This is a genomic window from Streptomyces sp. NPDC093544 (assembly GCF_040683495.1).
In the GTDB taxonomy this organism is placed as follows: Bacteria; Actinomycetota; Actinomycetes; order Streptomycetales; family Streptomycetaceae; genus Streptomyces.
Genome location: NZ_JBFBEA010000006.1, coordinates 64,012 through 89,392, shown reverse-complemented (window position 1 = coordinate 89,392; position 25,381 = coordinate 64,012). Strand labels below are relative to the sequence as shown.

Sequence of the window (25,381 nt, the reverse complement as noted above, 5' to 3'; positions counted from 1 at the left end):
TGGAGGCAGCGATCAGCAATTGCGTGCTGCAATCCGATATTTGCAGCAATCTGCAGATGTTTTGCATGCTCGCGAAGCGCGCCGAGTTTGTCAAGCGCCTGTCAAAACTCCGTCCCGTATGTCCATCTTCTGGACTTACGCACCTCAAGTAGCGGGCTGTGCACCGCCGTGCCGCGAGTGATCGACCGTTTCGTCCCGTCGTCCTCGCACCTCGCGGCACTCTACGGCGCACGTCTCTTGACGTAAATAAAAGCGATGGACTTTCATGAGAGATGCTGCGGCCTCAGCAGCCCCGTACCTCGTGGCTGGTGGCCGAGCTAGGCGTCCGGGCCGTGTGGGCGGCGGCGTCGAGGATCAGCTGCGCGATGGCATCGGCGGTGGGTGACGATCGACAGGTGACTCGAGTTCGATGGTTTTGGCGCGCATGCGCGCGGCGAGGAACCTTTCGAGTTCGGGCGCGGCCGTCCGGTCGTTCTTCGACACCGTGTACCAGGTGGGCCTGTGCCGCCACGCGGCCGCGGTGGTCGTCGATGTCGGGAACAGCGAGTCCGCGATACGGGCCCTGTGCGGCGTAGAGGGCGAGTGCCCTGCGCCTGGGGACCCCGCCTGCGAAGTCGCGGAGAAGCCATTCCTGGCTCAGCTGGTCGACGCTCGTGGGAGTTTCCGGAATGGCGACGGGATGAAGTCCGCGAGGCCCCGGCTGATCCGGCCGTCGCATCTCCACCATAATGTCGCGTGCTTTCTTCAGGACCCGTCAATCCGCGCCGTTTCACGGGCCTTTTCGCGGTTTCATCGGGTCCTTTTCCGGCACCTTGGCGAAGCTGCGAGGAGTCCCCGCCTCAACCTGCGGTGGGCTTGTGGGCCGACGTCGGCGCTGCGACAGCTCGAACGGGTCCTCAGCGCTGGATAGCTCCGTGAGCGGCATGCCGTTGGCTGAGAAAAACGCTTGGACTCCGCGGACGGCGGCACGGGACACTTCGAGTCCTGGCCTGCCCGTACTCGCACGTCGGCGTCGCCGAGAGCCGCGCGGAGGCTCCGTCGTCGTACCCCGTCTGTCGGGGACCTCTCCGAGCGAGGGTTGGGATGGGATCGCCTGAATCGCGTGAGGATTTACCGGGCAAGGGCTCGGTACTCCTCGCACTTCGTTATTACGGACGGGAGTTGGCCCGGCTCCGGCGGCTGACGGTACCCGCGATGCTGCTGCCGGCGCTGGGCAACATCGGCATCAACTACATCGCGCCGCTGGTCATCGCGAAGCTCGTCGGCAAAATCGCCGCCGACGCCGATATCGCCGTCGGCTCGACACTGCCCTACGTCCTCGCCTTCGCCGGTGTACTGCTGCTCGCGGAGACGCTGTGGCGCATCGGCCTGCACTGCCTGAACCGTGTCGACGCCCTCGGCATCGAGCACCTGTATGTGATCGGCATGGACGAACTGTTCGCCAAGGACGCCGCGTTCTTCCACGACAACTTCGCCGGGTCGCTGACCAAGCGGGTGCTGAGCTTCGCCTCCCGCTTCGAGGACTTCGTGGACACGATGACGTTCCAGGTCGTGGGCAGTTTCGTACCGTTGGCGTTCGGCTCGGTGGTGCTGTGGCTGTACGAACCGCTGCTCGTCGTAGGCCTGTTGGTGATGATCGCGCTGACGGCGCTGTGCGTGGTGCCCCTCATCCGGCGCCGCCAGGCCCTCGTCGACCAGCGTGAGGAGGCGATCGCCAGGGTGTCGGGGCACGTCGCCGACAGCCTGATGAACATGGACACGGTCCGGGCGTTCGCCGCGGAGGAGCGCGAGGCCGCCGAGCACCGCTCACGCGTCGCGGTGTCGCGGCGGCTCATGCTGCGGTCGTGGGACTACGGCAACCTGCGCATCGACACACTGGTCGCGCCGATGTCCGTGCTGACCAACGCGCTGGGCCTGCTGCTCGCGGTCGCGCTCGGCGGGGGCGCCAACGGCGTCGAGTCGGTCGTGGTCGCCTTCATGTACTACACCAACGCGACGCGGATCATGTTCGAGTTCAACCAGATCTACCGTCGCGTGGAGAGCTCGATGACGGAGGCCGCACAGTTCACCGAACTGCTGCTGACGCCGCCGACCGTGCTCGACCCGGTGTCGCCGGAGCCGCTGCGGTCCCGGGCGGCCGACGTCCGTTTCGAGGAGGTGACCTTCGCCCACGCGGGCGCGGAACCGCTCTTCGAGGGACTCGACCTGGCTGTGCCCAGCGGGGCGAGGATCGGTCTCGTCGGCCGGTCCGGCGGAGGCAAGACCACGCTCACCCGGCTGCTGCTGCGGATGACGGACATCCACAACGGCCGGATCCTGATCGGGGGGCAGGACATCAGCAGGTTGCGCCAGGCGGACCTGCGCAGCCTGACCGCCTACGTGCCGCAGGACCCGGCGATGTTCCACCGCTCGCTGCGGGACAACATCGCGTTCGCCAGGCCGGACGCCACCGACGCCGAGATCCGCCGCGCGGCCGAGGCGGCACACGTCACGGAGTTCGCCGACGCGCTGCCGGACGGCTTCGACACCATGGTGGGCGAGCGCGGTGTGAAGCTGTCAGGCGGACAGCGCCAGCGGGTCGCCCTCGCCAGGGCGATCCTGCGCGACGCGCCGATCCTGCTGCTCGACGAGGCGACCAGCGCCCTGGACTCCGAGAGCGAGGTCCTCGTCCAGGAGGCGCTGTGGCGGCTCATGGAAGGCCGGACGGCACTCGTGGTGGCACACCGGCTGAGCACGGTCGCCACCATGGACCAGCTCGTCGTCCTCGACCGCGGACGGATCGTCGAGCAGGGCACCCACCAGGAGCTGCTCATGTCGGAAGGCGCCTACGCGAAGCTGTGGCAGCACCAGTCGGGCGGCTTCCTCGACGACAGCCCCGCACGGGCGGACCTGCACTGAAGCAGCACGTGCGGGCTCACTTGATGCCGATGTGCGCACCCGGCCCGAGTGGCAGGCCGGCTCCGTGACGGCGCCCTGACCGTGGGCCGAACGCCCTCGGTCAGGACAGGCAGCCGACGTGTGCGAGGGCCTGCTTGAGGAGGACTCCCTGTCCGCCCGGCATCTCGTTCTGGACCACGGGTGAGGAAGCCTCCTGCGGGCTGAACCAGACCAGGTCGAGAGCGTCCTGCCGGGGGCGGCAGTCGCCGGCCACCGGGACGATGTAGGCGAGCGACACCGCGTGCTGGCGGGGGTCGTGGAAGGGCGTGGTGCCCTGCGTCGGGAAGTACTCCGCGACGGTGAAGGGCTGCGGGGAGGCCGGGACCCGGGGCAGTGCCACCGGGCCGAGGTCCTTCTCCAGGTGGCGCATGAGGGCGTCCCGGACCCGCTCGTGGTGCAGCACCCGGCCGGAGACGAGGGCACGGCTCACCGTCCCGTCCGACCCGATGCGCAGCAGGAGTCCGATGCTGGTCACCTCGCCGTTGTCGTCGACGCGCACCGGCACGGCCTCGACGTAGAGGATCGGCATACGTGCGCGCGCCAGCTCGAGGTCGTCGGTACTCAGCCAGCCGGGCGTGGTTTCGGTCGTGTCAGCCATTCGTTGATCGTACTTTCCATGGCTCCCGCTTGGTGCGCGCCGCTCCAGGTCAGACCCTCCAGGACGACCGTGACTCGTACCACTTCCGTGCCCGGGAGCGGGGGTTCCCTGTCAGCCGCGCGCACCTGCGTGCGAAGCGGGCGTCAGGAGGACTGGCGTACGAAGCGCGCGGTGAGCGTGACGATGGCCACGGGCTTGATCACCTTGGCCTGCTTCAGGGCCATGCCGAACTCCCTGCGGTCCACCGGGACTTCGGCGGTGAGGGTGACGGCGTCCGGCGAGATCTCGGAGGCTTCCGCGGTGAAGGAGAGCGCGTTGCTCTTGCCGAGCACGGTCAGCTCACCGGTGACCTGGGCGGTGCCCTCGCCGACCGGGGTGACATCGGTGGCGGTGAAGACGAGCGAGGGGTGCTTGTCGACGTCGAAGAAGTCCGCGGAGCGCAGGTGCACATCACGCTTGGTGTTCTTGGTGTCCACGGAGGCGGCGTCGATCGTGATGCTGCCGTGCGCACCGCCTCCGGCGAGCACCTCGCCCTCGCCGCTGACCTTGGTGAAGACGCCCTTGACGTTGATGAGGCCCGCCAGCGTCTTGTTCTGGATGCGGACCGACGAGCCGGCCTGGTCGAGCGTCCAGCGGCCCGGACCGATGTCCGCGAGCGAACCGGAGGAGTGGGAGTTCGAGGTGGTGTTGGACATGATCGGTCGGGCCTTTCGTGAGCGATCTGGGGGGGATTCACGGTGATCCAGGCGCCGGAACGCATACTGCCCTGTCCCAGCTGTTTGAGAATTCAATATGTTGTCAACTATTAGGTAGTTAGCGAGATAGTAGCTGGCCGGGGTATCCTCGGCAAGCGGGTCAGAACGGGATCGGGAGACGGGAGCCAGTGCATGGGGGAGTCCCAGCAGGCGGCGGGGCGGGTCGAATGGTCTGCCTCGGGGGAGTGTCCCAAGGCCGGCTCGGCCGGGTCCCCCAGCGCCGAGGAGGCCGAACTGCTCCAGCGCTGGAGCACTCTGGCGGCCGGATTCCGGGAGCTGTCGGACCAGCTCCTCGGTGACGCGCAGCGCGAGATAGGGCTGCCACAGTCGTTGCTCGAAGTGCTGTGCTTCCTGGCCACCGCTCCGGAGCAGGCGGCCCCGATGCGGCTGGTCGCCCAGACGCTCGGGTTCTCCACCGCCGGGACGACAGGAGTGGTCGACAAGCTGGCCGACGCCGGGCTCGTCGAGCGCCGGCCGTCGAGATCGGACCGCAGGGTGACGTACGCCGCACTGACGCCGCAGGGCCGCGAGACCGCCACGGCGGTGGCCAGGGTGTTCGCCGACTCGGTGCGCCGCCGCGTCGTGCAACCGCTGGGCGCCGAGGGCTTCGCGTCGTTCGCCGGCGCCTTCGCCACGCTGGGACTCGGGAACGGTTCGTGCCCCGGAGACGCGGCGGCGGAAGACTCCTGACGCCAGCCTCCCGTCGGGCTCGCGGTGCACCGCGGTCGTACGGATCGACTCGGCACCGGCGGAAGGCGAATCCATCGGTGGCGGCCCCTGGCCGGGCGTCGGACGGGGCTGACGAGCCCCTCGCCGTCGGTCCGCCGTGCGACCCAAGAGCGTCTCAGGGGCCAATGGGCGAGACAGTCCTTACGCTCGTGAGATGCGTGGGCATAGCATCGGTTCCCGCATGAACACGATGACGCTCTGGCACATATCTGTCTGGGAGTTCGCCGCGCTCGCCGCCGCGGCCCTGCTCGTCGGTTTCTCGAAGACCGCCGTCAGCGGGGCCAACACGGTCAGCCTGGCGGTCTTCGCCGCCGTGCTGCCCGCCCGCGCCTCGACGGGGGTGCTGCTGCCCATCCTCATCGTCGGGGATGTACTCGCGGTGCTCACCTACCGGCGCCACGCCCACTGGCCCACGCTCTGGCGGCTGTTCCCGGCGGTCGCCGCGGGAGTCGTCCTCGGCACGCTGTTCCTGGTGTGGGCCGACGACGGGGTCGTACGCACCTCGATCGGCGCGATCCTGCTGCTGATGGCGGCGGTCACCCTGTGGCGCAGGCGGGTCGCCAAGGAGGACGACGAACCCGACTCGGTGGCGACGCGCACGGGCCGGATCAAGGCCCGTTCGTACGGCGTGCTCGGCGGCTTCACCACGATGGTCGCCAACGCGGGCGGCCCCGTGATGTCCATGTACCTCCTGTCAGCGGGCTTCCGGAAGCTCGGCTTCCTGGGCACCTCCGCCTTCTTCTTCCTGATCGTCAACGTGTCGAAGGTGCCGTTCAGCGTGGGCCTCGGCCTGATCGACGGGAACTCGCTGCTCCTGGACGCGGCGCTGGCGGCCTTCGTGCTGCCGGGGGCCGCTCTGGGCAAGTGGGCCGTGAACCGGATCAACCAGCGGCTCTTCGAGCGGCTGGTGATCGCGGCGACGGTGGTGGGCGGAGCGCAGCTGCTGCTGCGCTGACCGGGCGGGCGGTTCAGTTCGGCAACGACAGACCGTTCAGGAGGACTTCGGCCACGTTCTCGGCGTAGAGCCGGACGCGGGCCTCCTCCGTCCACGTCATCTCCGGGCTCATCAGCGAGGCGAGCGCGATCTGGCCGTAGAGCGCGGATCCGCCCGAAGTGAGCAGGAAATAGAGGGTCTGGTGGGGACGTTCTTGACGACCGCCAGATGCCTGTGTGGCTGGAGCGCAGATACGCACTCGCCGCGTCGCTCGTCGCCGGTGTGAAGGCCGCAAAGGTCGTCGACGCGCGATCGTCGGAGATGGCGCGCCCCGTACGCTCGATCCCATGTCCCCCCACGTCCTGGTCCTCGGCGGCACCACCGAGGCGCGAGAACTCGCCGCCCGGCTGGCGGCGAGCCCCGCTGTGCGGGTGACCACGTCGCTGGCGGGGCGCGTGTCCCGGCCCGGAGCGCTCGACGGGGAGGTACGGATCGGCGGATTCGGCGGGGCGGACGGTCTGGCGCGGTGGCTGCGCGAACACCGTGTGGATGCGGTGGCGGACGCGACGCACCCGTTCGCGACGGGCATTACGGCGAACGCGGCTCGGGCCGCGGCGGCGACCGGAGTTCCGGCCGTGGTGCTGCGCCGCCCCGGCTGGCGCCCCGGCCCTGGCGACCGCTGGCACTCGGCGGCCTCCCTCGCCGAAGCCGCCGCGCTGCTCCCGGAGTTGGGCCGTCGCGTCTTCCTCACCACGGGCCGCCTGGGCCTCGCCGCCTTCACGGAGCTGTCCGAACTGCACTTTCTCGTACGGTCGGTGGAGCCGCCGGAACCGCCATTGTCTCCGAACATCGAAGTGCTGCTGGCGCGCGGTCCGTTCACGGTGGACGGCGAGAGGACTCTCCTGCGCGAGCAACGCATCGACGTACTGGTGACCAAGGACAGCGGGGGAGAGGCGACGGCGGCGAAGCTCGTGGCCGCACGTGAGCTCGGCCTTCCGGTGGTCGTCGTACGCCGCCCGCCCCTTCCGGACGGTGTGAGCGCGGTCCCGGACGTCGCGTCGGCCCTGGCCAGGCTGGACCTCGGCGCGCGCTGACGGGCACGTCAGCCGGGTGCGCCGGAGGCCGGCTCCAGCTGCCGGCCGGACGGCAGGCCATTGGACAGGTCCTCGACCAGCAGACGCTTGGCGATGGAGTCGACGGCGGCGCGCAGGTCCTCGCCCGACGGGCGGCCGATGTCCTGCTCCACACGCTGGGCGAGCCAGCTGCCCCACGCCTTGCCGAGGACCTGCGCCTCCCGTTCGCCCGCCGCGGTGTGCGAGAGGAGTGAGCCGTCGCGGGTGAGGTAGCCCTCCTCGACCATACGGTCGAAGACCGGTACGAGGACCTCCGGGGGCAGCCGACGCCGGGCGGCGATCAGCCCGAGACTCGCATGGCCGACCATCCGGGTGAACAGCTCCACCTGCATCACGGCCCACGCCCCGGCCACATCGAGGCGGGTGTCGGAATCGGTGACGATGCGGCGCGCGGTGTCCAGCTCCGTACCGCCGATGATCTTTCCGACGGACGCTTCCAGGACTCGCCGCGAATCGGCGCTGGACGGGGACGCGAAGCCCTCACCCATGTCGGTCGACCCCATCCGCGCGCTGTCGCGCAGCTGCACCTGCTTGAGGAAAAGGGCCACGATGAAGCCGAGGATCGCGACCGGGACCGTCCAGAGGAAGACGGTCTGGAGCGTGTCGGCGTACGCGTTGATGATGGGTTCGGCCGCCGCCGACGGCAGTTTCTTCAGCCCTTCCGGGCTCTGCGAGGCCTGGGCGATCGTGGCTGGATCCGCCGCGCCGGTGCGCGTGGCCGCCGCGACCCCGTCGGTGAGGTTCGGCTTCAGGGAGTTGGTGTAGATCGTGCCGAAGACGGCTGTCCCGAAAGAGCTGCCCAGCGTACGGAAGAACGTGACGCCGGAGGTCGCGGTGCCGAGGTCGGAGTAGGGCACGGTGTTCTGCACAGCGATTGTCAGCACCTGCATGGACAGGCCGATCCCGACGCCGAGCACGAACATGTACAGCGACGCCAGCCAGGTGCTGGTTTGCGGTCCCATCAGCGAGAGCAGATAGAGCCCCACCCCCATCACCAGCGAGCCGACGATGGGGAAGATCCGGTAGTGGCCGGTCTTGCTGACCACGTTGCCGCTGAAGACCGAGGCGATGAGCAGGCCGATGACCATGGGCAGGGTGCGGACGCCGGAGACCGTGGCCGAGTCGCCGTCGACGTACTGCAGATACGTCGGAAGAAACGTCATCGCGCCGAGCATCGCGAAGCCCACGATGAAGCTGAGGACCGAGCAGACCGTGAAGACGGGGTTGGCGAACAGGCGCATCGGCAGAGTTGGCTGGGCCGCGCGGGTCTCGACCCAGCAGAACAGGCCGAGCGCGATGACACCGCCCGCGAACAGGCCGATGATCATGCCCGAACCCCAGGCGTACTGGTTGCCGCCCCAGCTGGTCGCCAGGATCAGGGCGCTGGCACCGATCGCGACGAACGCGATGCCCAGATAGTCGATGACGGGGCGGGTAACCGACTTCACGACGGGAATGGTGCGGGCCGCGGCGATGACGACGACGATCGCGATGGGCACATTGACGTAGAAAGCCCAGCGCCAGGTCAGGTGGTCCGTGAACAGACCGCCGAGCAGCGGCCCGATGACGGTGGCCACGCCGAAGACGGCACCGATCGCGCCCTGGTACTTGCCGCGCTCCCGCAGCGGAATGACATCCGCGATCAGGGCCATGGCGGTGACCATCAGACCGCCCGCGCCGATGCCCTGGACCGCGCGCCAGAGGATCAGCATCGTCATGTTCGGCGAGAGGCCGCACAGGAAGGAACCGCTGATGAAGATGATCGCCGAGGCCTGGAAGACCACCTTGCGGCCGAACAGGTCACCGAACTTGCCGACCAGCACGGTGGAGACGGTCTCCGCCAGCAGGTACGCCGTCACCACCCACGACATGTGCGCCGCGCCGCCGAGATCCGACACGATCGTCGGCAGGGCGGTCCCCACGATCGTCTGGTCCAGGGCCGCGAGGAGCATGCCCAGCATGATCGTCACGAAGACGACATTGCGGCGCCGCTTGTCCAGCACCGGCGGTGCGGGCGCCTCCGCGGCGGGCGGCACGGATTCCTTGGTGGTCGTCACAATCGTCACCTTCACACCGGCGTGCGCCGTGTGCATGCGGGACGACCCGCCCGGCGTACAGCCCTCGCCCCAGCCGAGCGTGTTACCCCTTCGGATGCCTGCGGAGCAGATACGTGTCCATGATCCATCCCTTGCGCTCCCGGGCCTCGGCGCGCAGCCGCTCGATGCGGGGGGCCGCCTCGGCAATGGGGCCCGAGGCGAGGATCTCGTCGGGGGTGCCTATGTAGGCGCCCCAGTAGATGTCGATGTCCTCGTCGGCGTACTGCCGGAAGGCCTGGTGGGCGTCGAGCATGACGACCACGTCGTCGACGCCGTCCGGGAAGCCCTCCGAGAGGCGGCGGCCCGTGGTGATCTGGACGGGCCGGGCGACCCGGTTGAGGCCCGTGCGGTGCCGGGCGACCAGCGCGGACACACTGCTGATCCCGGGCACGACGTCGTACGTGAACGACACCGCGCCCCGGTCCAGGATCTCCTCCAGGATGCCGAGCGTGCTGTCGTACAGCGAGGGATCGCCCCACACCAGGAACGCGCCGCTCTCCTCCTCGCCCAGCTCCTCGGAGATCAGGCGCTGGTAGATCTCGGCGCGGGCGCTGCGCCAGTCCCCGACCGCCGGCGAGTACGCCGCACCCCCGGCGGACCGATCCCGGTCCGGGTCGCGTGCCTCGACCAGCCGGTACGTCCCCTCTGGTATGTGCGCGTCGAGGATGTCACGGCGCAGCTGGACGAGGTCGGCCTTCACCTCGCCCTTGTCCAGGATGAAGAACACGTCCGTGTCCCTCAGCGCCTTGACCGCCTGAAGCGTGAGCTGGTCGGGGTCACCCGCCCCGATCCCGATGACATGAATCTTTCGCACACCCAGAGTCTGCCGCACACCACTGACAGTGGAACCACCGCACCCGGAGCGAGGAGGGGGCGCGGTTTCGTCAGGCGCGGCGTCCGCGCAGCCGCGGGGCCCAGGCCGTGGCGCTGATCGCCGTACCGTCCCGCTCCACCGATACCGCCAAATCCCTTGCCCAGGAGCCCAGTTCCGCGAGGCCCAGCCCGTAGGGGCGTGCCCGGCCGGTCCCCGAGGCCCACCCCTCCACTGCCGTCGCACCGCGCCGCAGCAGCCGAGCACCGCCCGTCGTATTGCCCCTGGCCGCGTGCGTGAGCCCCACGGCGAGCTGGGCCAGTCCCTTCCACAGCGCACGCTCCTCCTCGGGGCCCGCCTTCCAGGCGTCCTCGAAGACCTCGTGCGCGTGGAACGGTTTCCCCCCGTCCAGCAGCGTCTGCGCCTCGGCGACGGTCTCCTCGGGACTGCGCACGAGGCCCTCGGGCTGCCGTTCCACACCGGCCGCCCCGTACGGCAGCGGCCGCCCCAGCCCGTCACGCGGCCGGGCGTTCCGCGCCCGCCCGTCCGGGTCCCGATCCCGCCCGCTGCCCTGCCGAACCTCAGATGTCCCGCTCATACCCCGATTGTCGCGCGCCTGTGCCATTAACGGAGCAGCCCCCGGGGTGGGGTAAAGTTCTGTTCGCACGATCACGCGGGTCACCGCGGGTGAAACGCATCGGGACGTGGCGCAGCTTGGTAGCGCACTTGACTGGGGGTCAAGGGGTCGCAGGTTCAAATCCTGTCGTCCCGACGGTGCGAAGGGTCTTCGCAGGCGAGAGCCTGTGAGGGCCCTTTTCCTATGGGGTGCCTGGGGTTTCTGGGGTGTTTTGGGGTCGCCGGGGTCGCCGGGTTCTTCGGGGTTGAGCGAGCTGATCTACCGCTCGGTCTTGGGCGTGCGCGCCATGAGCAGGCCGGCCGCTTCCTTGACCGTGGAGTGTCCGTCGATGACGGATGCGACGACTTCGGTGATGGGCATCTCGATGCCGTGGCCGCGGGCCAGGTCGAGGATCGCCCGGCAGGACTTGACTCCCTCGGCGGTCTGGTTCGTGGCGACGGTCGCCTCCGCGACCGTGAGGCCCTGGCCCAGGCGCTCGCCGAAGGTTCTGTTGCGGGACAGCGGCGAAGAGCAGGTGGCCATGAGGTCGCCCGCGCCGGCGAGCCCGGAAAACGTCAGCGGGTCGGCGCCGAGGACGGTTCCCAGGCGCGAGGTCTCGGCGAGGCCACGGGTGATGAGCAGCGCTTTCGCGTTGTCGCCGAGGCCCATGCCGGTCGCGAGGCCCACTGCCAGGGCGATCACGTTCTTCACGGCGCCGCCGAGTTCGCAGCCGACGACGTCGGTGGCGGTGTAGGGCCGGAAGTAGGGGGTGTGGCAGGCGGCCTGGATGTTCTTGGCGGCGGTCTCGTCGCGGCAGGCGATGACGGAAGCGGCGGGCCGGCGCGCGGCGATCTCCCGGGCGAGGTTGGGGCCGGAGATGACCGCGACGCGCTCGTCGGGAATACCGGTGACCTCGGTGATCACCTGGCTCATGCGCAGTCCGGAGTGCGTCTCGACGCCTTTCATGAGGCTGATCACCACGGCACGCGGTTCGATCAGCGGGGCCCAGGCGGCGAGGTTGGCGCGGAGGGTCTGGGCGGGGATCGACAGGAGCACCAGGTCGGCGCCGGTGAGTGCCTGGGCGGGGTCGGTGGTGGCGCGCAGCGCGTCCGGGAGAACGACGCCCGGCAGATAGGCGGGGTTCTCGTGGCGCGTGTTGATCGCGTCGGCGACTTCGGAGCGCCGGGCGTGCACGAGGACTCCGTTGCCGGCGTCGGCGAACACGGCCGCCATCGTCGTACCCCAGGAGCCCGCCGAGAACGCCGCAACCCGAGTCATCTGCTTGTTCTCCTTCTGCACTGGTCCCGGCACCCTATCCGGCAGGCGTGGGGCGGGGGTTGACGAGCGGGACGACGATGGCCCTGCGCCCGGCTTACGTGGTGAACGGCCACCGGTGTTCGTCCGTATCCCTCGTCGAGTACGTCTGTCCGCCCTCGCGGGCAGAAGCAGTCCCGAGACGGAGAGGCGACGTGCCCCAGCAGCAATCGCGAGGACACACCGGCCGCAACCTGGCACGCGGCGCCGCACTCGCCGGAAGCCTGGCCCTTCTCCCGCTGGCCACGGCCTGCAGTGGTGGCGAGGACGACACCGCCGCGGACCGCGGGCAGGCGAAGATCGCCGCCCCCTCGGCCGCGGTCGTGGCGCCGGCCAAGGTCGAGGTGATCGCCAACCTGACCGGGTGCAAGGTGACGATCCGCACCGAGGCGGACGAACTGCGCGTGGGTGTCTGCCACACCGAGAACGCGGATTACGCCATCACGACCTTCCCCGAGGAGAAGTACAAGCTGACCTGGCTGGACACCGCCAGCGTCTACGGGGGCAAGTACCTCGTCGGCTCGCGCTGGGTCGTCACCGCGCCCGAGGAGATGCTCGAGCCGTTCCGCGCGAAGCTCGGCGGAACCATCCAGCAACTGCGCGGCATGGGCCCCACCGCCAGTTCGTCCTAGCGGGCCCCGCCGCCCGTGAACCTGCCCGCCGCACGTCGTTGACCTGCGCATCGTGATCAAGCAGATATTGACAGCGGTACTGATCACTACGGAAGGTGCTTGTTCGGACGACTGGGGTGGGGACGTGGAACGGCAGCAGTACACAGAGCGGTGCTCCGAGCTTTTCGCAGTGGGCGGCTATGCCGCTGTGAGGACAACGGCGGAGGCGGGACTCGAGGAGTGCGGGCCGGATCCCGTTCTCTTCCGCTGGCTCGGGCAGGCACACGCCGCGGAGGACGAGGACGACCACGACGCCGAGGCCGAGGCCGCGTATCGCCAGGGACTCGCGCTCGCACCGGACGATCTCGGGCTCTTGGTGTCGTATCTGGAGTTGTGCCTTCGCGCCGACGCCTTCGCCTACCCGGGGCGCTCGAACCGTGCGGTGCCCTTGCAGGCAAGGATCGAGGAGTTGGCGCCGCCCGGGTCGCGCGAACGCGAGCGAGTCGACGCTGCGACCGGCTGGGCCGGACGCGGCTACTGGGACGACGTGAAGTCAAGTGCCCTTCAGGGGCAGGCTGAACAGGAAGCCGTCGCCGACCAGAGCGTGCTGGTCACCGAAGCGCTGCGGCAAGCCGCCCGCGGCGAGTTCGGCGAGGGTTTTGGCGAAGACCTCCACGCCGCCGAACTGGCCGCGGCGGTCGAGCTCCTGCAAGGGCCCCGAAACGCACCGCTACGCCTGCTTCTTGCCCATCGGGTAGCGGCGTATGTGCTGACGTTCGTCCTGTCGTTCGGTCTGAACAAGACGCTGGTGTGGAGCGGAGTGGTGGACTTCAGCCTGTGGGGCTGGTTGTTCTGGATTCCGGTGCTCGCCGCGGAAGCCAAGCTCCGGCAGGCCAAGAGGCTGGGACGGGAGCGCGTCATCGCGCGGATACAGCAGCGCCACGAGGAGACGAGCGCGGCCTGACGGAGTGTTTGACGGAGAGGGGCCCACTGGCCGAGCGAGCCTGCCGACCGTACGATGCCCGGGCTTCGACCTGCTCAAGGGCGAGTCGAAGCCGCGTACGACCGGGGGAAGCCGGTGGGAGTCCGGCGCTGACCTGCAACCGTGTGCGGCCTTCTCGGCCGCGAGTCGGAGCACCCGGCGTACGTCGTGCACCGCTTCCACTGTCATGGTCTGCAGCGCGAAGCCGACAGCTCAGGCTGCGGGCCGCCCACGCCGAGGAAGGCATCGTTTTGCACCGGAAACCCGCACGCCGCGCGCTTGTCGCCGTCGCCGCCCTGTCTCTCGCCCTCACCTCTGCCCCGGCCGTCGCGCTCACCCAGGATGTGACGGACACGAACGCCGCCGTGAAGGTGGCGCTGACCGTGCAGGGCCCGGACGGGTCTGTGTTCCACGGGAAGATCAGGACCAAGGGCCACGAGGTGACGACGGCCGCCGGGGGCACCCACAGATGCGACGGCACCAACGGCGGCGCCCACCCGAGCGCCGTCCCGACGCCGACCGCCGCCCTCGACGACGCCGCCCGTAAGCGGCACTTCACCTGGGACGGCACCTGGTACGCCTCGTTCGACGACTACCTCGTCGAGAGCATCAAGGGTGTCGACGGCGGTGGCGTCGCCTACTGGAACATCTCCGTGAACGGCACGTCGATACCGGTCGGCGGCTGCCAGTTCGAGCTGAACACCGGCGACGAGGTGGCGTTCACCTGGACCGCGTTCTAGCCCGTTTCCGGTCCGTTCGGTCTACCCGGTCGGTTCGGTCTATCCGGTCCATCTGATCCGTTCGGTCCGTCAGCGGCCGGGGCGCCCTGTAAGGGCCGCGCCTCGGCCGCCGTCACCGCGTCCCCGGCCCGCACCCCGTGGAGCACGTGCGCCAGAACCTCGGCGCCGCGGACGACCCTCGGGCCGGGCCGGTTGAAGTAGGCCGGTCCGTCCAGCACCCACACACTGCCCGTGCGTACGGCGGGCAGCTCCGCCCAGCCCGGCAGTCCGGTGAGCAACTCCTGCTCACGCAGAGTCCGTTCGGGCGGGAAACCGCACGGCAGAACCAGGACGACGTCCGGGCGGGCCGCGCGCACGGCGTCCCACGTCATGGGCTTGGTGTGCTCCCCGGGAGTGGCCAGCAGCGGCTCGCCTCCGGCGCACGTGATCTGTTCGGGCACCCAGTGTCCGGCGGGCCACAGCGGATCGAGCCACTCGATCGCCACGACCCGGGGCCGGGCCCGGCCCGCCGTCAGCCGGCGTACCCGGTCGAGGCGCTCCCGCAGCTCGGCCCTCCGCTGCTCGGCGCGCTCCCGCACGCCGAGCAGATCCCCGACCGTGACCAGGCAGTCCAGTACGTCGTCGAGTGTGCGCGGCTCCAGGCTGAGGACCCGGGTGTCGGCGTCGAGGAGACGCACGGTCCTGGTCACCTTCGCGTAGGAGACGGCGCACACGTCGCACAGGTCCTGGGTGAGCACGACGTCCGGCCGCAGCTCGGCCAGCGCGTCGGTGTCGAGCGTGTAGAGCGACGACCCGGAGTGTGTCGCACCGCCCACCGCGTCGGAGATCTCGCGGCTGCTGAGGTCGTCCGGCGCGAAGTCCGCGCCGGTGACCACGGGTACGCCGGCCACCGCCTCGGGAGGCCAGTCGCACTCGTGGGACCGGCCGGCCAACTGCGCGATGAGGCCGAGCTCGGCGACGATGTCGGTCGCGGCGGGCAGCAGGGAGACGATGCGCACACCGCGACTCTAGGACACCGTTGTGCCCCTCCGACCGGATCCGCCGGACGGACCCTGGGCGCTCACGGTCTCCCGGCGCTCACGGTCTCCGGGCCGCTCACGGTCTCCGGGCGCCCGCGCAGGCTTTACGCCCCCCAGCGCAACGCGATGGTGTCACCCACGTTGATCACCTGCCCGCGGACCGCGCTCCCGAAAGACGAGCCGTCCACGCTCACCTTAAAGGTGTTCGCCCCGCTGTTCGCCTTGCCGTTGACGGCTGTGATCGTGCCGGTTCCGGACGAGGGGGTCACTCCGGTCACGCAGCCCGACGGGGTGGCGGCGCCGATCGCCGCGTCGAGGACCGCGCCCAGCGTCGTCGTGGTGCCGGTCGGAGTGAGGGACACCGAGCAGACCTTGAGGCCGCCGGCGCCGTCATCCACGGTCAGCGCCAGCTTCGTCGCCGTACCGGAGGTGAAGGTGCCCTGGCTCACCCACTGCGGCGCCCCGGATGTGGCCGGAACGGGCGGGGCGGCCGTGAAGCCGCCGCCCACGACGGCCCGTACCGCGTCGATCGAGGCGTACGCGGACGGCTGGGTGTCGCTCGGCAGGTACTTGAAGCCGCCGCCGGGGTTGATCTGCTGGGCGATGAGGAAGTCGACCGGGGTCTTGCCCATCGAGGTGAGGAAGTCGCCGGTCTGCGGGTTGATACCGCAGGCGTTGAGGCCCGAGACGGCCCAGCCGTTGGAGTCGGTGTTGACACCGAACATGGCGTTGAAGGCGCCGCTGCCGGCCACCAGCTTGCCCTTGAGGAAGGTCTTGGCCTGGACGATGTCGGCGTCGGTGTTCGGCACGCCGGACACGCACAGGGCGGCCATCGCCGCGCCGGTCATGTCGATGTCGCTCGCCGCGGCCAACTGGGTCGCGTTGCCTTCGGCCTTGCTGTAGTTCCAGCCGCCGTCGTTGTGCTGGTTGGCGCGGACGCGGGTGACGACCGCGTCGCGCAGGGACTGCGGGATGCGGACCTGGCCGGACTGGGTCTTGGCACCGTTCAGCGCGAGGGCGGCGAACACCGTGCCGTTGAAGTTGGCCGACGGGCCGAAGTAGCCGGTCTCCGCGGTCTGCCAGTACCCGTAGATGTCGGAGATCAGGTTGCGGGAGGCCGAGACGCGGGCCGGGTCGATGCCGGCGGCGTAGGCGTTGAGCGTGCCGCGTTCGTAGTCGGTGACCACGGGGGAGGAGGACGGCCAGCCGCTGGTGGACAGCAGGTTGCGGTAGACGGTTCGCGCGTTCTTGCTCGCGTCGCCGCCGGGCGTGACGTCCACGGCGGCGGTGCCCGCGGCGGCGAACGCGCTGAACGCCCACTCGTTGGACAGCCCCGAGCCGGCGTACGAACCATCCGCCGCCTGAAGGGCCTTGAGATACGCGCCGCCGTTCGTCTTCGAAGTGGCGATCTGCGCGGGGGTGGAGGTGGCAGCTGCGGGCAATGCGGTCAGTGCGAACGCACCGAGTACGGCGGCCGCGACCAGCGCGGGACGCTGGAATGACGAAAGCGAATTCGAGGGCGTGGATGCGGTACGGGGCATGCCTGCTCCTGGGATGAGGGACGCCGGCCCGACCCCGTGCGCGGCCGTGGCGGCCGGCGGAGCAGCGGGCGTGGCCGGTGTCCGAAACGCGTGGACCGGCTGATGACGCTTCGCCGCCTGGGCATTCGGGCTCGGGACGGCTCCTCCGCCACCCCACACCGCTGCGCGTCAGCCCCGGACTCCCACCGGGTTCCCCCACTCGGCAGTGCCGGACGGTACTCGACCGGCAACCGCGTTGCCAGTGGTGCTCCGGACAATCCCTGTGCTGACCTGTGCCCCACCTTGACGCTCTCGGTGAACCATGTTCAAATCCGCCTGATACGCAACAAGTTCCAGGGGAAGCCGGTCGAAACCCGGCGCTGACCCGCAACCGTGGGCCCGATTTCATCGGGCGAGCCGGAACACCTGGAGCGTGTTCATCAGCAACAGACGCCGTCGCGGACTACGGCGTGGTGCGACCGCCTTCCGCGCGCAGGGTTCTCCCCTCGCGGCGGGGGCTTTCAGCCACGTTCTCGTTCGCGCCGGGCAGGTGACGAGGGGGCCGTGGTGGGGACCGAAGAGCGAAGAGACGGGCGGACGGGCACGCGACCCGGGCCCGTGGCGGCACTCGCGTCGGCGCTGCTGGTCCTGCTGGCCTCCTGCGTGATGTTCCTCACGACGACACCCGCGGCCGCCGATCCGATCGGCGACTGCACCGCCACCGAGGGCGCCGTCGTCGCCGTCGACTTCGGGCCCTTCGGCGGCAAGACCGAGCGCGGCTGCGACACCACCCCGACCACCGGTTACGAACTGCTCCGCGAGGCCGGCTTCAGCACCACGGGCACCGAGCACGACGGCCCGGCCTTCATCTGCCGCATCGGCTTCGGTTCCTTCAACTCCGGTGCGCAGTACCCGACTCCGGACAAGGAGCCGTGCGTCCTGACCCCGCAGGCCACCGCCTACTGGTCCTACTGGACCGCCTCGCCCGGCCAGGACGACTGGACCTACAGCAAGTACGGCGCGATGGACCGCAGGCTCAAGGACGGCGACGTCGACGCCTGGGTGTTCGGCGGCACCGATGTCGGCGGCAGCACGGGCAAGCCGTCCTTCAGCCCCGACGACGTCCGCGCAGAGGGCGGCAGCACCCCCGATCCGAGCGGCACACCCACCGGCGCACCCGGCGAGGTGGACGTGACCGCCGCCGCGACCTGGCTCAAGGGACGCCTGACGGACGGCGAACGCATCGTCGACGCGGGCGCCGAGACGCCCAACTACCTGCTGACCACCGAGACGGCCTACGCGCTGGCCGCCGCCGACGGCAAGAGCCCCGCCCTCGACAAGGTCACCGCCTTCCTCGCCGCCCACACCGATGCCTACGCCTACCCGGCGGGCAAGGACCAGGCCCCGGACGCCACCGCCGCCGCCCGTCTCGCCCTGCTCGCCGAGATCACCGAGGGCGACCCGGCCGACTTCGACGGCCACGACCTGACCGGCGACCTCGTGAAGAACGTGTGCGCGGCCGGCCCCGAGTCCGGCGAGCCGACACCCGGCTGCACCGCCAAGGGCGACTTTCAGAACGCCACTTACACCGACGGACAAGCACTGTCCGTACTGGCGCTGCTGCGCGCCGGGAAGCAGCCCCCGGCCACCGCCGTCGACCGTCTCACTCAGGTTCAGTGCCAGGACGGCGGCATCACCGGCATCCTCATCCGGCCCGGCGAGTACTGCGACGGCGACCCGGCCACCACCGGCCTCGTCGCCCTGGTCCTGCACCAGGCCGGCGGCCACGACGAGGCTGTGGGCAAGGCCCGTACCTACCTGGGCAAGGCCCAGCGCGAGGACGGCTCCTTCCCCGGCTACACCGGCGCCACCACCGGCAGCGTCGCCGCGACCGCCTATGCCGCCCAGGCCCTGCGCACCCTCGGTGACACCGCTCGCGCCGACGCGGCTCTCGGCTGGCTGTCGCGGCAGCAACTCGACGGCGGCGGCTTCGGGTTCGAGGAGGGCGCCACCGAGCCGTCCCTCTACCCGACGCCTGCGGCGGTCCTGGCCGGTGCCCGCACCAGCCTGGCCGTCCTGACCACCACCGAGGAACCCGAGCCGACCGACCCGCCGGTCACTTCCGAGCCCCCCGGCACCACCCCGCCCGGCGACGGCCCCGACCTGAAGAAGGGCGTCGCCTATCTCACGAGCGCCGCCAACCTCCAGCAGGGCCAGTACTACGCGGCCGGTCCCGGCACCTCCCGCGCCGACTTCGGTCTGACCATCGACGGCGCCTACGCGCTCGCCGCGACCGGCCTCGACAACGCCAAGCTGCGCGGCATCGTCGACTTCCTGGACCAGGGCGGCAAGGACGGCGAAGGCCGAACCGTGCACGACTGGACCGGCGTCGGCACCCCGTACCCGGTCGGCGGGGCCATCGGCAAGACCGCGCTGCTCGCCGAGGCCGTGGGCCGCGACCCTCGCGACTTCGGCGGTCAGGACCTGATCGCGGCCCTGGACAAGGCCGTATGCGAGAAGCCGAGTACCGCACCCGACCCCTCGTGCGCCGCCAAGGGCGCCTACACCTACGCCCCGTCCGTCTTCGCCCAGTCCCTGGCGGTCATGGCGCAGCTGCGGGCGGGTGAGGAGGCGGCGGCCGAGGAACCGGTCTCCTACCTGGCCGGCCTCCAGCAGGACAGCGGCGCCTGGCCCAGTCTGATCCCGTCCACCGACGACTACGACGTGGACTCCACCGCCATCGCGGCGATGACCCTGGACCTGGCAGGCGGCCACGACGAGGCCGTCACCGAAGCCCTCGCGTGGATCGCCTCGAAGCAGTTGTCCGGCGGCGGCTTCCCGGGCGCCGCGGGCAACTCCGTCAACTCGGCCGCACTCGCGGTGCAGGGCCTGTCGCTGGACGCCGGGACGTACTCCGGCGAGATCGCGAAGGCGCGGAAGTTCCTGGCGGCGCAGCAGAACTCCGACGGTGGCTTCAACGTCGCCGAGGAAGGGCAGCGCGGTTCCGACCTGCGGGCCTCCACCCAGGCGGTGAGCGGAGCCACTGGCATCTCCTTCGGCGAGCTGGAGCGCAGCCTCGCGGGCACCTCGCCGCAGCCCACGCCGAGCCCGAGCACCACGACCCCGGACATCGTCACCCCTGGCGGCACCGACGGCGGGACATCCGCGAACGGCGGAACGGGCGGGAACCTGGCATCCACCGGAGTCCAGGCCGGAGCCCTCGCCGCCATCGCCGCGCTGCTCGTCCTCGCCGGATGGCGCACGACCGTGGCCGCCCGCCGCCGCGCCGGCACCCAGGAGCAGCGATGACACGTCTCTCCGCTCCAGGCCTGGCTCTCCGGTTCGCGGCGGCCCTGGGTCTGACGGCTGCCGCGCTCGGCGCGACCGCCGCCTCGGCCGCAGCTGACCCCCAGCCGATCGGCCGGTGCACCACCACCTCCGGCGTGGTGCTCGCCGTCGACTTCAGCCACTGGGGCGGCCCGATCCTCCGCTCCTGCGGTACGACACCCACCACGGGGTACGAGCTGCTGAACCAGGGCGGTTGGAGCACCACCGGCACCGGACACGACGGGTCGGCCTTCATCTGCCGCATCGGCTACAGCGGTCATCAGAACGGCACGCAGTACCCGACCCCACGGGAGGACGACTGCGTCCTCACTCCGCCGGCGTCCGCGTACTGGTCGTACTGGCACGCCGACCCGGGGGACAAGGACTGGGAATACAGCCAACTCGGCGCCATGCTCTACAAGCCCAGGCCCGGCAGCGTCGACCTGTGGAAGTTCGGCGGTACGAACGTCGAGGGCACCGAGGGAAAGCCGACGGTCACCCCGGACCAGCTACGCGCCCGCAACACCAGGCCGCAGGGCGCCGCGGCCAAGCCCGCCGCCACCGACAAGGCGCCCCAACTGCCGCCCGACGTCGACACGGGCCCCGCTCCCGAACAGCCTTCCGAACAGTCGAAGGCCACGCCCACGAAGTCCGCGTCCGCCGCGCCGAAGAAGAAACCCGAGCCGGCCAAGAGCGCCTCGGCGTCGCCGTCGGCGAGCGCCACCACCCCGGATGCCGTAGCCGCGCCGAGCCCCGGCCCCGAGGTCGTCGACGCCGCACCCGCTGCCGACGCCGAGCACGACTCCGGCTCGATCATCCCGGTGATCACGGGTCTCGGGCTCGTCGCGCTCATCGCCGGGGCGGCCGTGTTCGCCGCACGCCTCCGCCGCCGTAACGAGTGACCGGCCGTGGCCCGTACGACCGCTGAGGAGACAGCGGCCATGCCCGTGTCCGGCCCCGCACCGGACATGGGCGGCCGCCGGCTGCCCCGCACCCTGCATCCCGTGGCCTGGTGGATCTGGGCCCTCGCCCTGGCCACCGCCGTCAGCCGCACCAACAACCCGCTGCTGCTGTTTCTCGTCCTCGCCGTGCTCGGCTACGTGATCACGGCCCGCCGTACGGAGGCGCCCTGGGCACGCGGCTTCAAGTACTACCTGTACCTGGCGCTCACGGTCGTCGCGATCCGCGTCGTCTTCCGGGCGGTGTTCGCCACCGGCATCACACCCCGCGACCACTTCCTCTTCTCGCTACCGCACATTCCCACCCCCGACTGGTACGCGGGCATCCAGATCGGCGGTCCGGTGTCCCTGGAGGCCGTGCTCTCCGCCGCCACCGACGGGCTACGGCTGGCCTGCATGCTGTGCTGCATCGGCGCCGCCAACACCCTGGCCAACCCGAAACGGGCGCTGCGGGTGCTGCCCGGCGCCCTGTACGAACTGGGAGTCGCGGTCACTGTCGCCATCAGCGTGGCGCCGCAGCTCGTGCAGAGCGTCCAACGTGTCGCCCGGGCGCGGAAGTTGCGGGCCGGACGCACCAAGGGGCGCAGAGCGCTGCGGGCCATCGTGGTCCCGGTCCTGGAGGACGCTCTCGAACGGTCCCTGCGGCTGGCCGCCGCGATGGACTCCCGCGGCTACGGCCGGGCGGGCTCCGCCTCGCCCCGCTCGCGCCGCGCCACCGGAGCGTTGATGCTGCTCGGCATGTGCGGCCTGTGCGCGGGGGCGTACGGCCTGCTCGACACGACCGCCCCGGCCTTCTTCGGGCTGCCCGCGATGCTCGCCGGAGCCCTGCTCTGTGTGGCGGGGCTGCGGCTGGGCGGACGCCGGGTCACCCGCACCACCTACCGGCCCGACCCCTGGCGGCTCCCGGAGTGGGCGGTCGCCGGCGCCGGTGTGCTGTCCGCCGTGCTGCTGTACAGCAACCTCGGCTACGACCCCGCCGCGCTCAACCCCTCCTTCTATCCGCTGACTTGGCCCACCCTGCCCCTGGTGCCCACCGCCGCGATCCTGCTCGCCGGGACGGCCGGGTTCGTCGCGCCCCCGCCCAGCCCTGTCCAGAGAGGCCAGGTCTCGTGATCACCTTCGACCAGGTCACCGTCCACTACGACGACGCGACCGAACCCGCACTGCGCGAGGTCGACCTCACCGTGGAGGAGGGCGAACTGTGCCTCGTCGTGGGCCTCACGGGCGTCGGCAAGTCGACGCTCCTCGGCGCGGTCAACGGGCTCGTGCCGCACTTCACCGGCGGCACCCTGTACGGCCGAGTCACCGTGGACGGCCGCGACACCGCCCACCATCCACCGCGTGAACTCGCCGACGTCGTAGGAGTGGTGGGCCAGGACCCCCTGGACGGCTTCGTCACCGACACCGTCGAGGAGGAACTCGCCTACGCCATGGAGCAGTTGGCGATCCCGCCGGCCACCATGCGCAAGCGCGTCGAGGAGACCCTGGACCTGCTCGGCCTCGCCGACCTGCGCCACCGGGCCCTGTACGAACTCTCCGGCGGCCAGCAGCAGCGCGTCGCCATCGGGTCCGTACTCACCGCCCACCCCCGTGTCCTCGTCCTCGACGAGCCGACCTCGGCTCTCGACCCGATGGCCGCCGAGGAGGTCCTCGCCGCCGTCACCCGCCTCGTCCACGACCTCGGCGTCACGGTCCTCATGGCGGAACACCGCCTGGAACGGGTCGTGCAGTACGCCGACCGAGTGGTCCACCTGCCCGGAGACGGCCGCGCGGTGATCGGCGCACCCGCCGACATCCTGCGTACGTCCACGATCGCGCCGCCGATCGTGGAACTCGGCCGGGCCGCCGGCTGGTCCCCGCTGCCGCTGTCCATCCGCGATGCCCGCCGGGCCGCCGCGCCCCTGCGCACCGGCCTGTCCGGACACACGCCCGGTCCCGTACGTCCGTTCCAACTCACCCCTAGGGCACAGCTGTTGACCGCGCGTGGCATGACGGTGACCTACCACGGAGTCCCGGCCGTCCGAGCGGTCGACCTCGACCTGCACGGCGGCGAGGTCACCGCGCTCATGGGCCGCAACGGCTCCGGCAAGTCCTCCCTGCTGTGGGCCCTCCAGGGCTCGGGACCGCGCCGCGCCGGAACGGTAAAGGTCGTCGGCGCCCCCGGGGATCCGCACACGCTGTCCGCCGCCGAGGCACGCAAGGCCGTCGGCCTGGTCCCGCAGACCCCCGCCGACCTGCTCTACCTCGAAAGCGTCAAGCAGGAACTCGCCCAGGCAGACACCGAGTCGGGCGGCGGGGAGCCGGCCCGCGCCATCCTGGACCGGCTCGCGCCCGGCATCTCCGACGACACCCACCCGCGCGATCTGTCCGAGGGGCAGAAGCTGGCCCTCGTCCTGGCCATCCAGCTCTCCGCCGCGCCCCGGGTGCTGCTCCTCGACGAGCCGACCCGCGGCCTCGACTACCGTGCCAAGACGGAACTCGCCCGGATCGTCGACGCGCTCGCCGCCGAGGGCCGGGCCGTTGTCATCGCCACCCACGACGTCGAGTTCGTCGCCCAGGCCGCCGACCGGGTCGTCGTCATGGCCGAGGGGGACATCGTCGCCGACGGCTCCACCACCGAAGTCATCGTCGCTTCACCGGTGTTCGCCCCGCAGACGGCGAAGATCCTCGCCCCGCTGCCCTTCTTGACGGTCGATCAGGTGCGCCCGCTGCTGGACGGGGACTCCGGCTCATGACGACCCCGCGCTCATTCGCCCCGGCCATCCGGCTCACCCCGCGCGTCGGGATCGTGATGGCACTCGCCGCGTTCCTCGGCGTGGTCGCGTTCTTCTGGCCGTTCGTCGTCCCACCGGGCGCTTTGGGCTCGAACTACGCGCCCCCGCTCATCTTCGGTGTGCTGCTGGTGCTCGTCCTGTGCGTGGTGCTCTCCGAGATCGCCGAGGGCGGTATCGACTCCAAGGCGATCGCCATGCTCGGTGTCCTGTCCGCCGTCAACGCGGCCCTGCGCCCGCTGGGCGCCGGCACGGCGGGCATCGAGACGGTCTTCTTCGTCCTCGTCCTGGCCGGACGTGTCTACGGCGCCGGCTTCGGCTTCGTCCTCGGCTGCACCTCGCTGTTCGCCTCCGCCCTCATCACGGGCGGCGTCGGGCCGTGGATGCCGTACCAGATGTTCGGCTGCGCCTTCGTCGGCATGCTTGCGGGATTCCTGCCCCGGGCGAGCGGCCGGCGCGAGGTGCTGCTCCTGGCGGGCTACGGCTCGCTCTCCGGCTACCTCTTCGGCTTCCTGCTCAACCTCTCCTTCTGGCCCTTCTCCCTCGACCCGAACAGCTCCATCGCCTACCTGCCCGGCCTGCCGTTCACCGAGCAGTGGCAGCGTTACCTCGCCTTCGACCTGGCCACATCGCTGGGTTGGGACACCGGCCGCGCCGTCACCAACTTCGTCTGCATCCTGCTGGCCGGCCCGGCGGTCCTCACCACCTTCCGCCGGGCCGCCCGCAAGGCCCGCTTCCGGGCACCCGTGCGATTTGCGGCTCCCGCGCGCGAACTGGACCCGGACGGCTCCTGAGTGCATCCCGAACCGCCGAACGGCTGTCAGGACGGGAAGGCCAGAATCTCTCTGCTTCAGCAGGAAGAGCAAGTCAATGCCTCACCGAACCCGGCGCCGCCCGATCGGACGCTGCCGCCCTGTGCACCCGCGCGGTCCGCGACGGCGACCATCACGTCCTGACCGGCGTCAAACAGTTCATCTCGGGCGCGGGCGCCTCCCGGGTGTAGGTCGTCCTGGCCCGCACCGGTGAGGACGGCCCGCACGGCATCTCCGCGTTCCTCGTCGACAAGGAGGACCCCGGCCTCTTCTTCGGTCCCAACGAGCGGAAGATGGGCCGGCACGCAACGTCCATCCGGCAGGTGATCCTGGACGGCGTCCGGCTGCTCGGCCGCGCCTTCGAGACCAACCTCACCGAAGGCGTCCGCTTCGAACGCCGCCTGTTCCACGCGGTGTTCGCGACCGCCGACCAGAAGGAGGGCATGGGCGCCTTCATCGACAAACGGCCGCCCGGGTTCAACCACCGCTGCCCCACCGGTCGCATCGGCCGCGTCACCTGGCGGGAGAGGTAGATCACGCCAGGTGGTGCGGTCTTGGCCATGCACGCGACACACGGTACCGTCGGTCCGATATCGACGACGGCGAGACGGAAGCTGGTGAGAATCCGGCACGGTCGCGCCACTGTGAAGAGGACGCCCCCTGGGGTGCTCCCCAAGTCAGACCCGTGGCCGTCGTCCAGTGCACCACCGAGATGGG

The 25,381-nt window shown here is 70.6% G+C and carries 21 protein-coding genes, 1 tRNA gene, 2 pseudogenes and 4 riboswitches; of the genes and pseudogenes, 15 read left to right on the top strand and 9 right to left on the bottom strand.

All coding sequences use genetic code 11. The features are described from left to right. The first annotated feature begins 1,083 nt into the window (after positions 1-1,083). Entirely contained in the window at positions 1,084-2,898 is a 1,815-nt protein-coding gene (locus AB0N66_RS10385) for an ABC transporter ATP-binding protein (RefSeq protein ID WP_365431077.1), read from the top strand. A gap of 100 nt (positions 2,899-2,998) precedes the next feature. Here the strand turns inward: AB0N66_RS10385 and AB0N66_RS10380 are convergent, their stop codons facing one another. Further along, positions 2,999-3,535, bottom strand: a complete 537-nt coding sequence (locus AB0N66_RS10380) for an NUDIX hydrolase family protein (protein ID WP_365431075.1) — start codon at positions 3,533-3,535, stop codon at positions 2,999-3,001. Positions 3,536-3,678: 143 nt separating this feature from the next. Next, positions 3,679-4,230: a YceI family protein gene (locus tag AB0N66_RS10375; protein WP_365431073.1), complete on the bottom strand. Its 552-nt coding sequence runs from the start codon at positions 4,228-4,230 to the stop codon at positions 3,679-3,681. Positions 4,231-4,422: 192 nt separating this feature from the next. Here AB0N66_RS10375 and AB0N66_RS10370 point away from each other — a divergent pair, with 192 nt between their 5' ends. Further along, positions 4,423-4,980: a MarR family transcriptional regulator gene (locus tag AB0N66_RS10370; RefSeq protein WP_365431071.1), complete on the top strand. Its 558-nt coding sequence runs from the start codon at positions 4,423-4,425 to the stop codon at positions 4,978-4,980. Positions 4,981-5,200: 220 nt separating this feature from the next. Further along, complete coding sequence (locus tag AB0N66_RS10365) at positions 5,201-5,974, top strand: sulfite exporter TauE/SafE family protein (protein ID WP_365431069.1); 774 nt, start codon at positions 5,201-5,203, stop codon at positions 5,972-5,974. 13 nt (positions 5,975-5,987) lie between these two features. Here AB0N66_RS10365 and AB0N66_RS10360 read toward each other — a convergent pair whose 3' ends face one another. Further along, positions 5,988-6,212, bottom strand: a complete 225-nt coding sequence (locus tag AB0N66_RS10360) for a hypothetical protein (protein ID WP_365431067.1) — start codon at positions 6,210-6,212, stop codon at positions 5,988-5,990. Between the two features lie 88 nt (positions 6,213-6,300). On the opposite strand from AB0N66_RS10360, the gene AB0N66_RS10355 reads away from it, so the two are divergent. Beyond that, on the top strand, positions 6,301-7,047 hold the full coding sequence (locus AB0N66_RS10355) for a cobalt-precorrin-6A reductase (RefSeq protein ID WP_365431065.1): 747 nt from the start codon (positions 6,301-6,303) through the stop codon (positions 7,045-7,047). A gap of 8 nt (positions 7,048-7,055) precedes the next feature. On the opposite strand, the gene AB0N66_RS10350 is transcribed toward AB0N66_RS10355, so the two are convergent. The 3 genes from AB0N66_RS10350 to AB0N66_RS10340 all read right to left on the bottom strand — a co-directional run bounded on the left by AB0N66_RS10350 (position 7,056) and on the right by AB0N66_RS10340 (position 10,591). Then, positions 7,056-9,143, bottom strand: coding sequence for an MDR family MFS transporter (locus AB0N66_RS10350; RefSeq protein WP_365431063.1), 2,088 nt, complete (start codon positions 9,141-9,143; stop codon positions 7,056-7,058). Positions 9,144-9,225: 82 nt separating this feature from the next. Continuing rightward, positions 9,226-9,996, bottom strand: coding sequence for a precorrin-6A synthase (deacetylating) (gene cobF / locus AB0N66_RS10345; RefSeq protein WP_365431061.1), 771 nt, complete (start codon positions 9,994-9,996; stop codon positions 9,226-9,228). Positions 9,997-10,066: 70 nt separating this feature from the next. Continuing rightward, positions 10,067-10,591, bottom strand: coding sequence for a DUF309 domain-containing protein (locus tag AB0N66_RS10340; RefSeq protein WP_365431059.1), 525 nt, complete (start codon positions 10,589-10,591; stop codon positions 10,067-10,069). A 100-nt stretch (positions 10,592-10,691) separates the two neighbouring features. On the opposite strand from AB0N66_RS10340, the gene AB0N66_RS10335 reads away from it, so the two are divergent. Next, positions 10,692-10,765 (top strand) — tRNA-Pro (locus AB0N66_RS10335). Between the two features lie 123 nt (positions 10,766-10,888). On the opposite strand, the gene AB0N66_RS10330 is transcribed toward AB0N66_RS10335, so the two are convergent. After that, the gene (locus AB0N66_RS10330) at positions 10,889-11,887 is read right to left on the bottom strand and encodes an NAD(P)H-dependent glycerol-3-phosphate dehydrogenase (protein WP_365431057.1); all 999 of its coding nucleotides are present in this window, start codon (positions 11,885-11,887) and stop codon (positions 10,889-10,891) included. A gap of 191 nt (positions 11,888-12,078) precedes the next feature. Here AB0N66_RS10330 and AB0N66_RS10325 point away from each other — a divergent pair, with 191 nt between their 5' ends. From AB0N66_RS10325 to AB0N66_RS10315, 3 genes are all read left to right on the top strand, one after another. Further along, positions 12,079-12,555 (top strand): hypothetical protein, encoded by a 477-nt coding sequence (locus AB0N66_RS10325; RefSeq protein WP_365431055.1) that lies wholly within the window; start codon positions 12,079-12,081, stop codon positions 12,553-12,555. 124 nt (positions 12,556-12,679) lie between these two features. After that, complete coding sequence (locus AB0N66_RS10320; RefSeq protein ID WP_365431053.1) at positions 12,680-13,498, top strand: hypothetical protein; 819 nt, start codon at positions 12,680-12,682, stop codon at positions 13,496-13,498. 104 nt (positions 13,499-13,602) lie between these two features. Beyond that, a riboswitch (cobalamin riboswitch) is annotated at positions 13,603-13,674 on the top strand. A gap of 93 nt (positions 13,675-13,767) precedes the next feature. Further along, complete coding sequence (locus AB0N66_RS10315; protein ID WP_365431051.1) at positions 13,768-14,256, top strand: DUF4430 domain-containing protein; 489 nt, start codon at positions 13,768-13,770, stop codon at positions 14,254-14,256. Here the strand turns inward: AB0N66_RS10315 and AB0N66_RS10310 are convergent. Together AB0N66_RS10310 and AB0N66_RS10305 are read right to left on the bottom strand one after the other, a co-directional pair. Further along, positions 14,253-15,254: a cobalamin-binding protein gene (locus tag AB0N66_RS10310; RefSeq protein ID WP_365431049.1), complete on the bottom strand. Its 1,002-nt coding sequence runs from the start codon at positions 15,252-15,254 to the stop codon at positions 14,253-14,255. The genes AB0N66_RS10315 and AB0N66_RS10310 overlap by 4 nt on opposite strands. Before the next feature lie 125 nt (positions 15,255-15,379). Next, positions 15,380-16,816, bottom strand: a complete 1,437-nt coding sequence (locus tag AB0N66_RS10305) for a hypothetical protein (RefSeq protein WP_365431047.1) — start codon at positions 16,814-16,816, stop codon at positions 15,380-15,382. Between the two features lie 119 nt (positions 16,817-16,935). Next, positions 16,936-17,012: riboswitch (cobalamin riboswitch) on the bottom strand. 140 nt (positions 17,013-17,152) lie between these two features. Then, positions 17,153-17,222, top strand: a riboswitch (cobalamin riboswitch). A 239-nt stretch (positions 17,223-17,461) separates the two neighbouring features. On the opposite strand from AB0N66_RS10305, the gene AB0N66_RS10300 reads away from it, so the two are divergent. From AB0N66_RS10300 to AB0N66_RS10270, 7 genes and pseudogenes are all read left to right on the top strand, one after another. Beyond that, positions 17,462-20,104 (top strand): prenyltransferase/squalene oxidase repeat-containing protein, encoded by a 2,643-nt coding sequence (locus AB0N66_RS10300; protein WP_365431719.1) that lies wholly within the window; start codon positions 17,462-17,464, stop codon positions 20,102-20,104. Continuing rightward, positions 20,101-21,024, top strand: a complete 924-nt coding sequence (locus AB0N66_RS10295) for a hypothetical protein (protein ID WP_365431045.1) — start codon at positions 20,101-20,103, stop codon at positions 21,022-21,024. The genes AB0N66_RS10300 and AB0N66_RS10295 overlap by 4 nt, the downstream gene beginning before the upstream one ends. Before the next feature lie 39 nt (positions 21,025-21,063). Continuing rightward, positions 21,064-22,194 (top strand): energy-coupling factor transporter transmembrane component T, encoded by a 1,131-nt coding sequence (locus AB0N66_RS10290; protein ID WP_365431043.1) that lies wholly within the window; start codon positions 21,064-21,066, stop codon positions 22,192-22,194. Further along, positions 22,191-23,816 (top strand): ATP-binding cassette domain-containing protein, encoded by a 1,626-nt coding sequence (locus tag AB0N66_RS10285; protein WP_365431041.1) that lies wholly within the window; start codon positions 22,191-22,193, stop codon positions 23,814-23,816. Before AB0N66_RS10290 ends, AB0N66_RS10285 begins: the two co-directional genes overlap by 4 nt. Next, positions 23,813-24,646, top strand: coding sequence for an ECF transporter S component (locus AB0N66_RS10280; RefSeq protein ID WP_365431039.1), 834 nt, complete (start codon positions 23,813-23,815; stop codon positions 24,644-24,646). Before AB0N66_RS10285 ends, AB0N66_RS10280 begins: the two co-directional genes overlap by 4 nt. A 68-nt stretch (positions 24,647-24,714) precedes the next feature. Beyond that, positions 24,715-25,011: pseudogene (locus AB0N66_RS10275) on the top strand (acyl-CoA dehydrogenase family protein); the annotation flags it as partial. Further along, positions 25,012-25,197, top strand: a pseudogene (locus tag AB0N66_RS10270) (hypothetical protein); the annotation flags it as partial. Between the two features lie 33 nt (positions 25,198-25,230). Further along, positions 25,231-25,373: riboswitch (cobalamin riboswitch) on the top strand. Positions 25,374-25,381 lie beyond the last annotated feature (8 nt).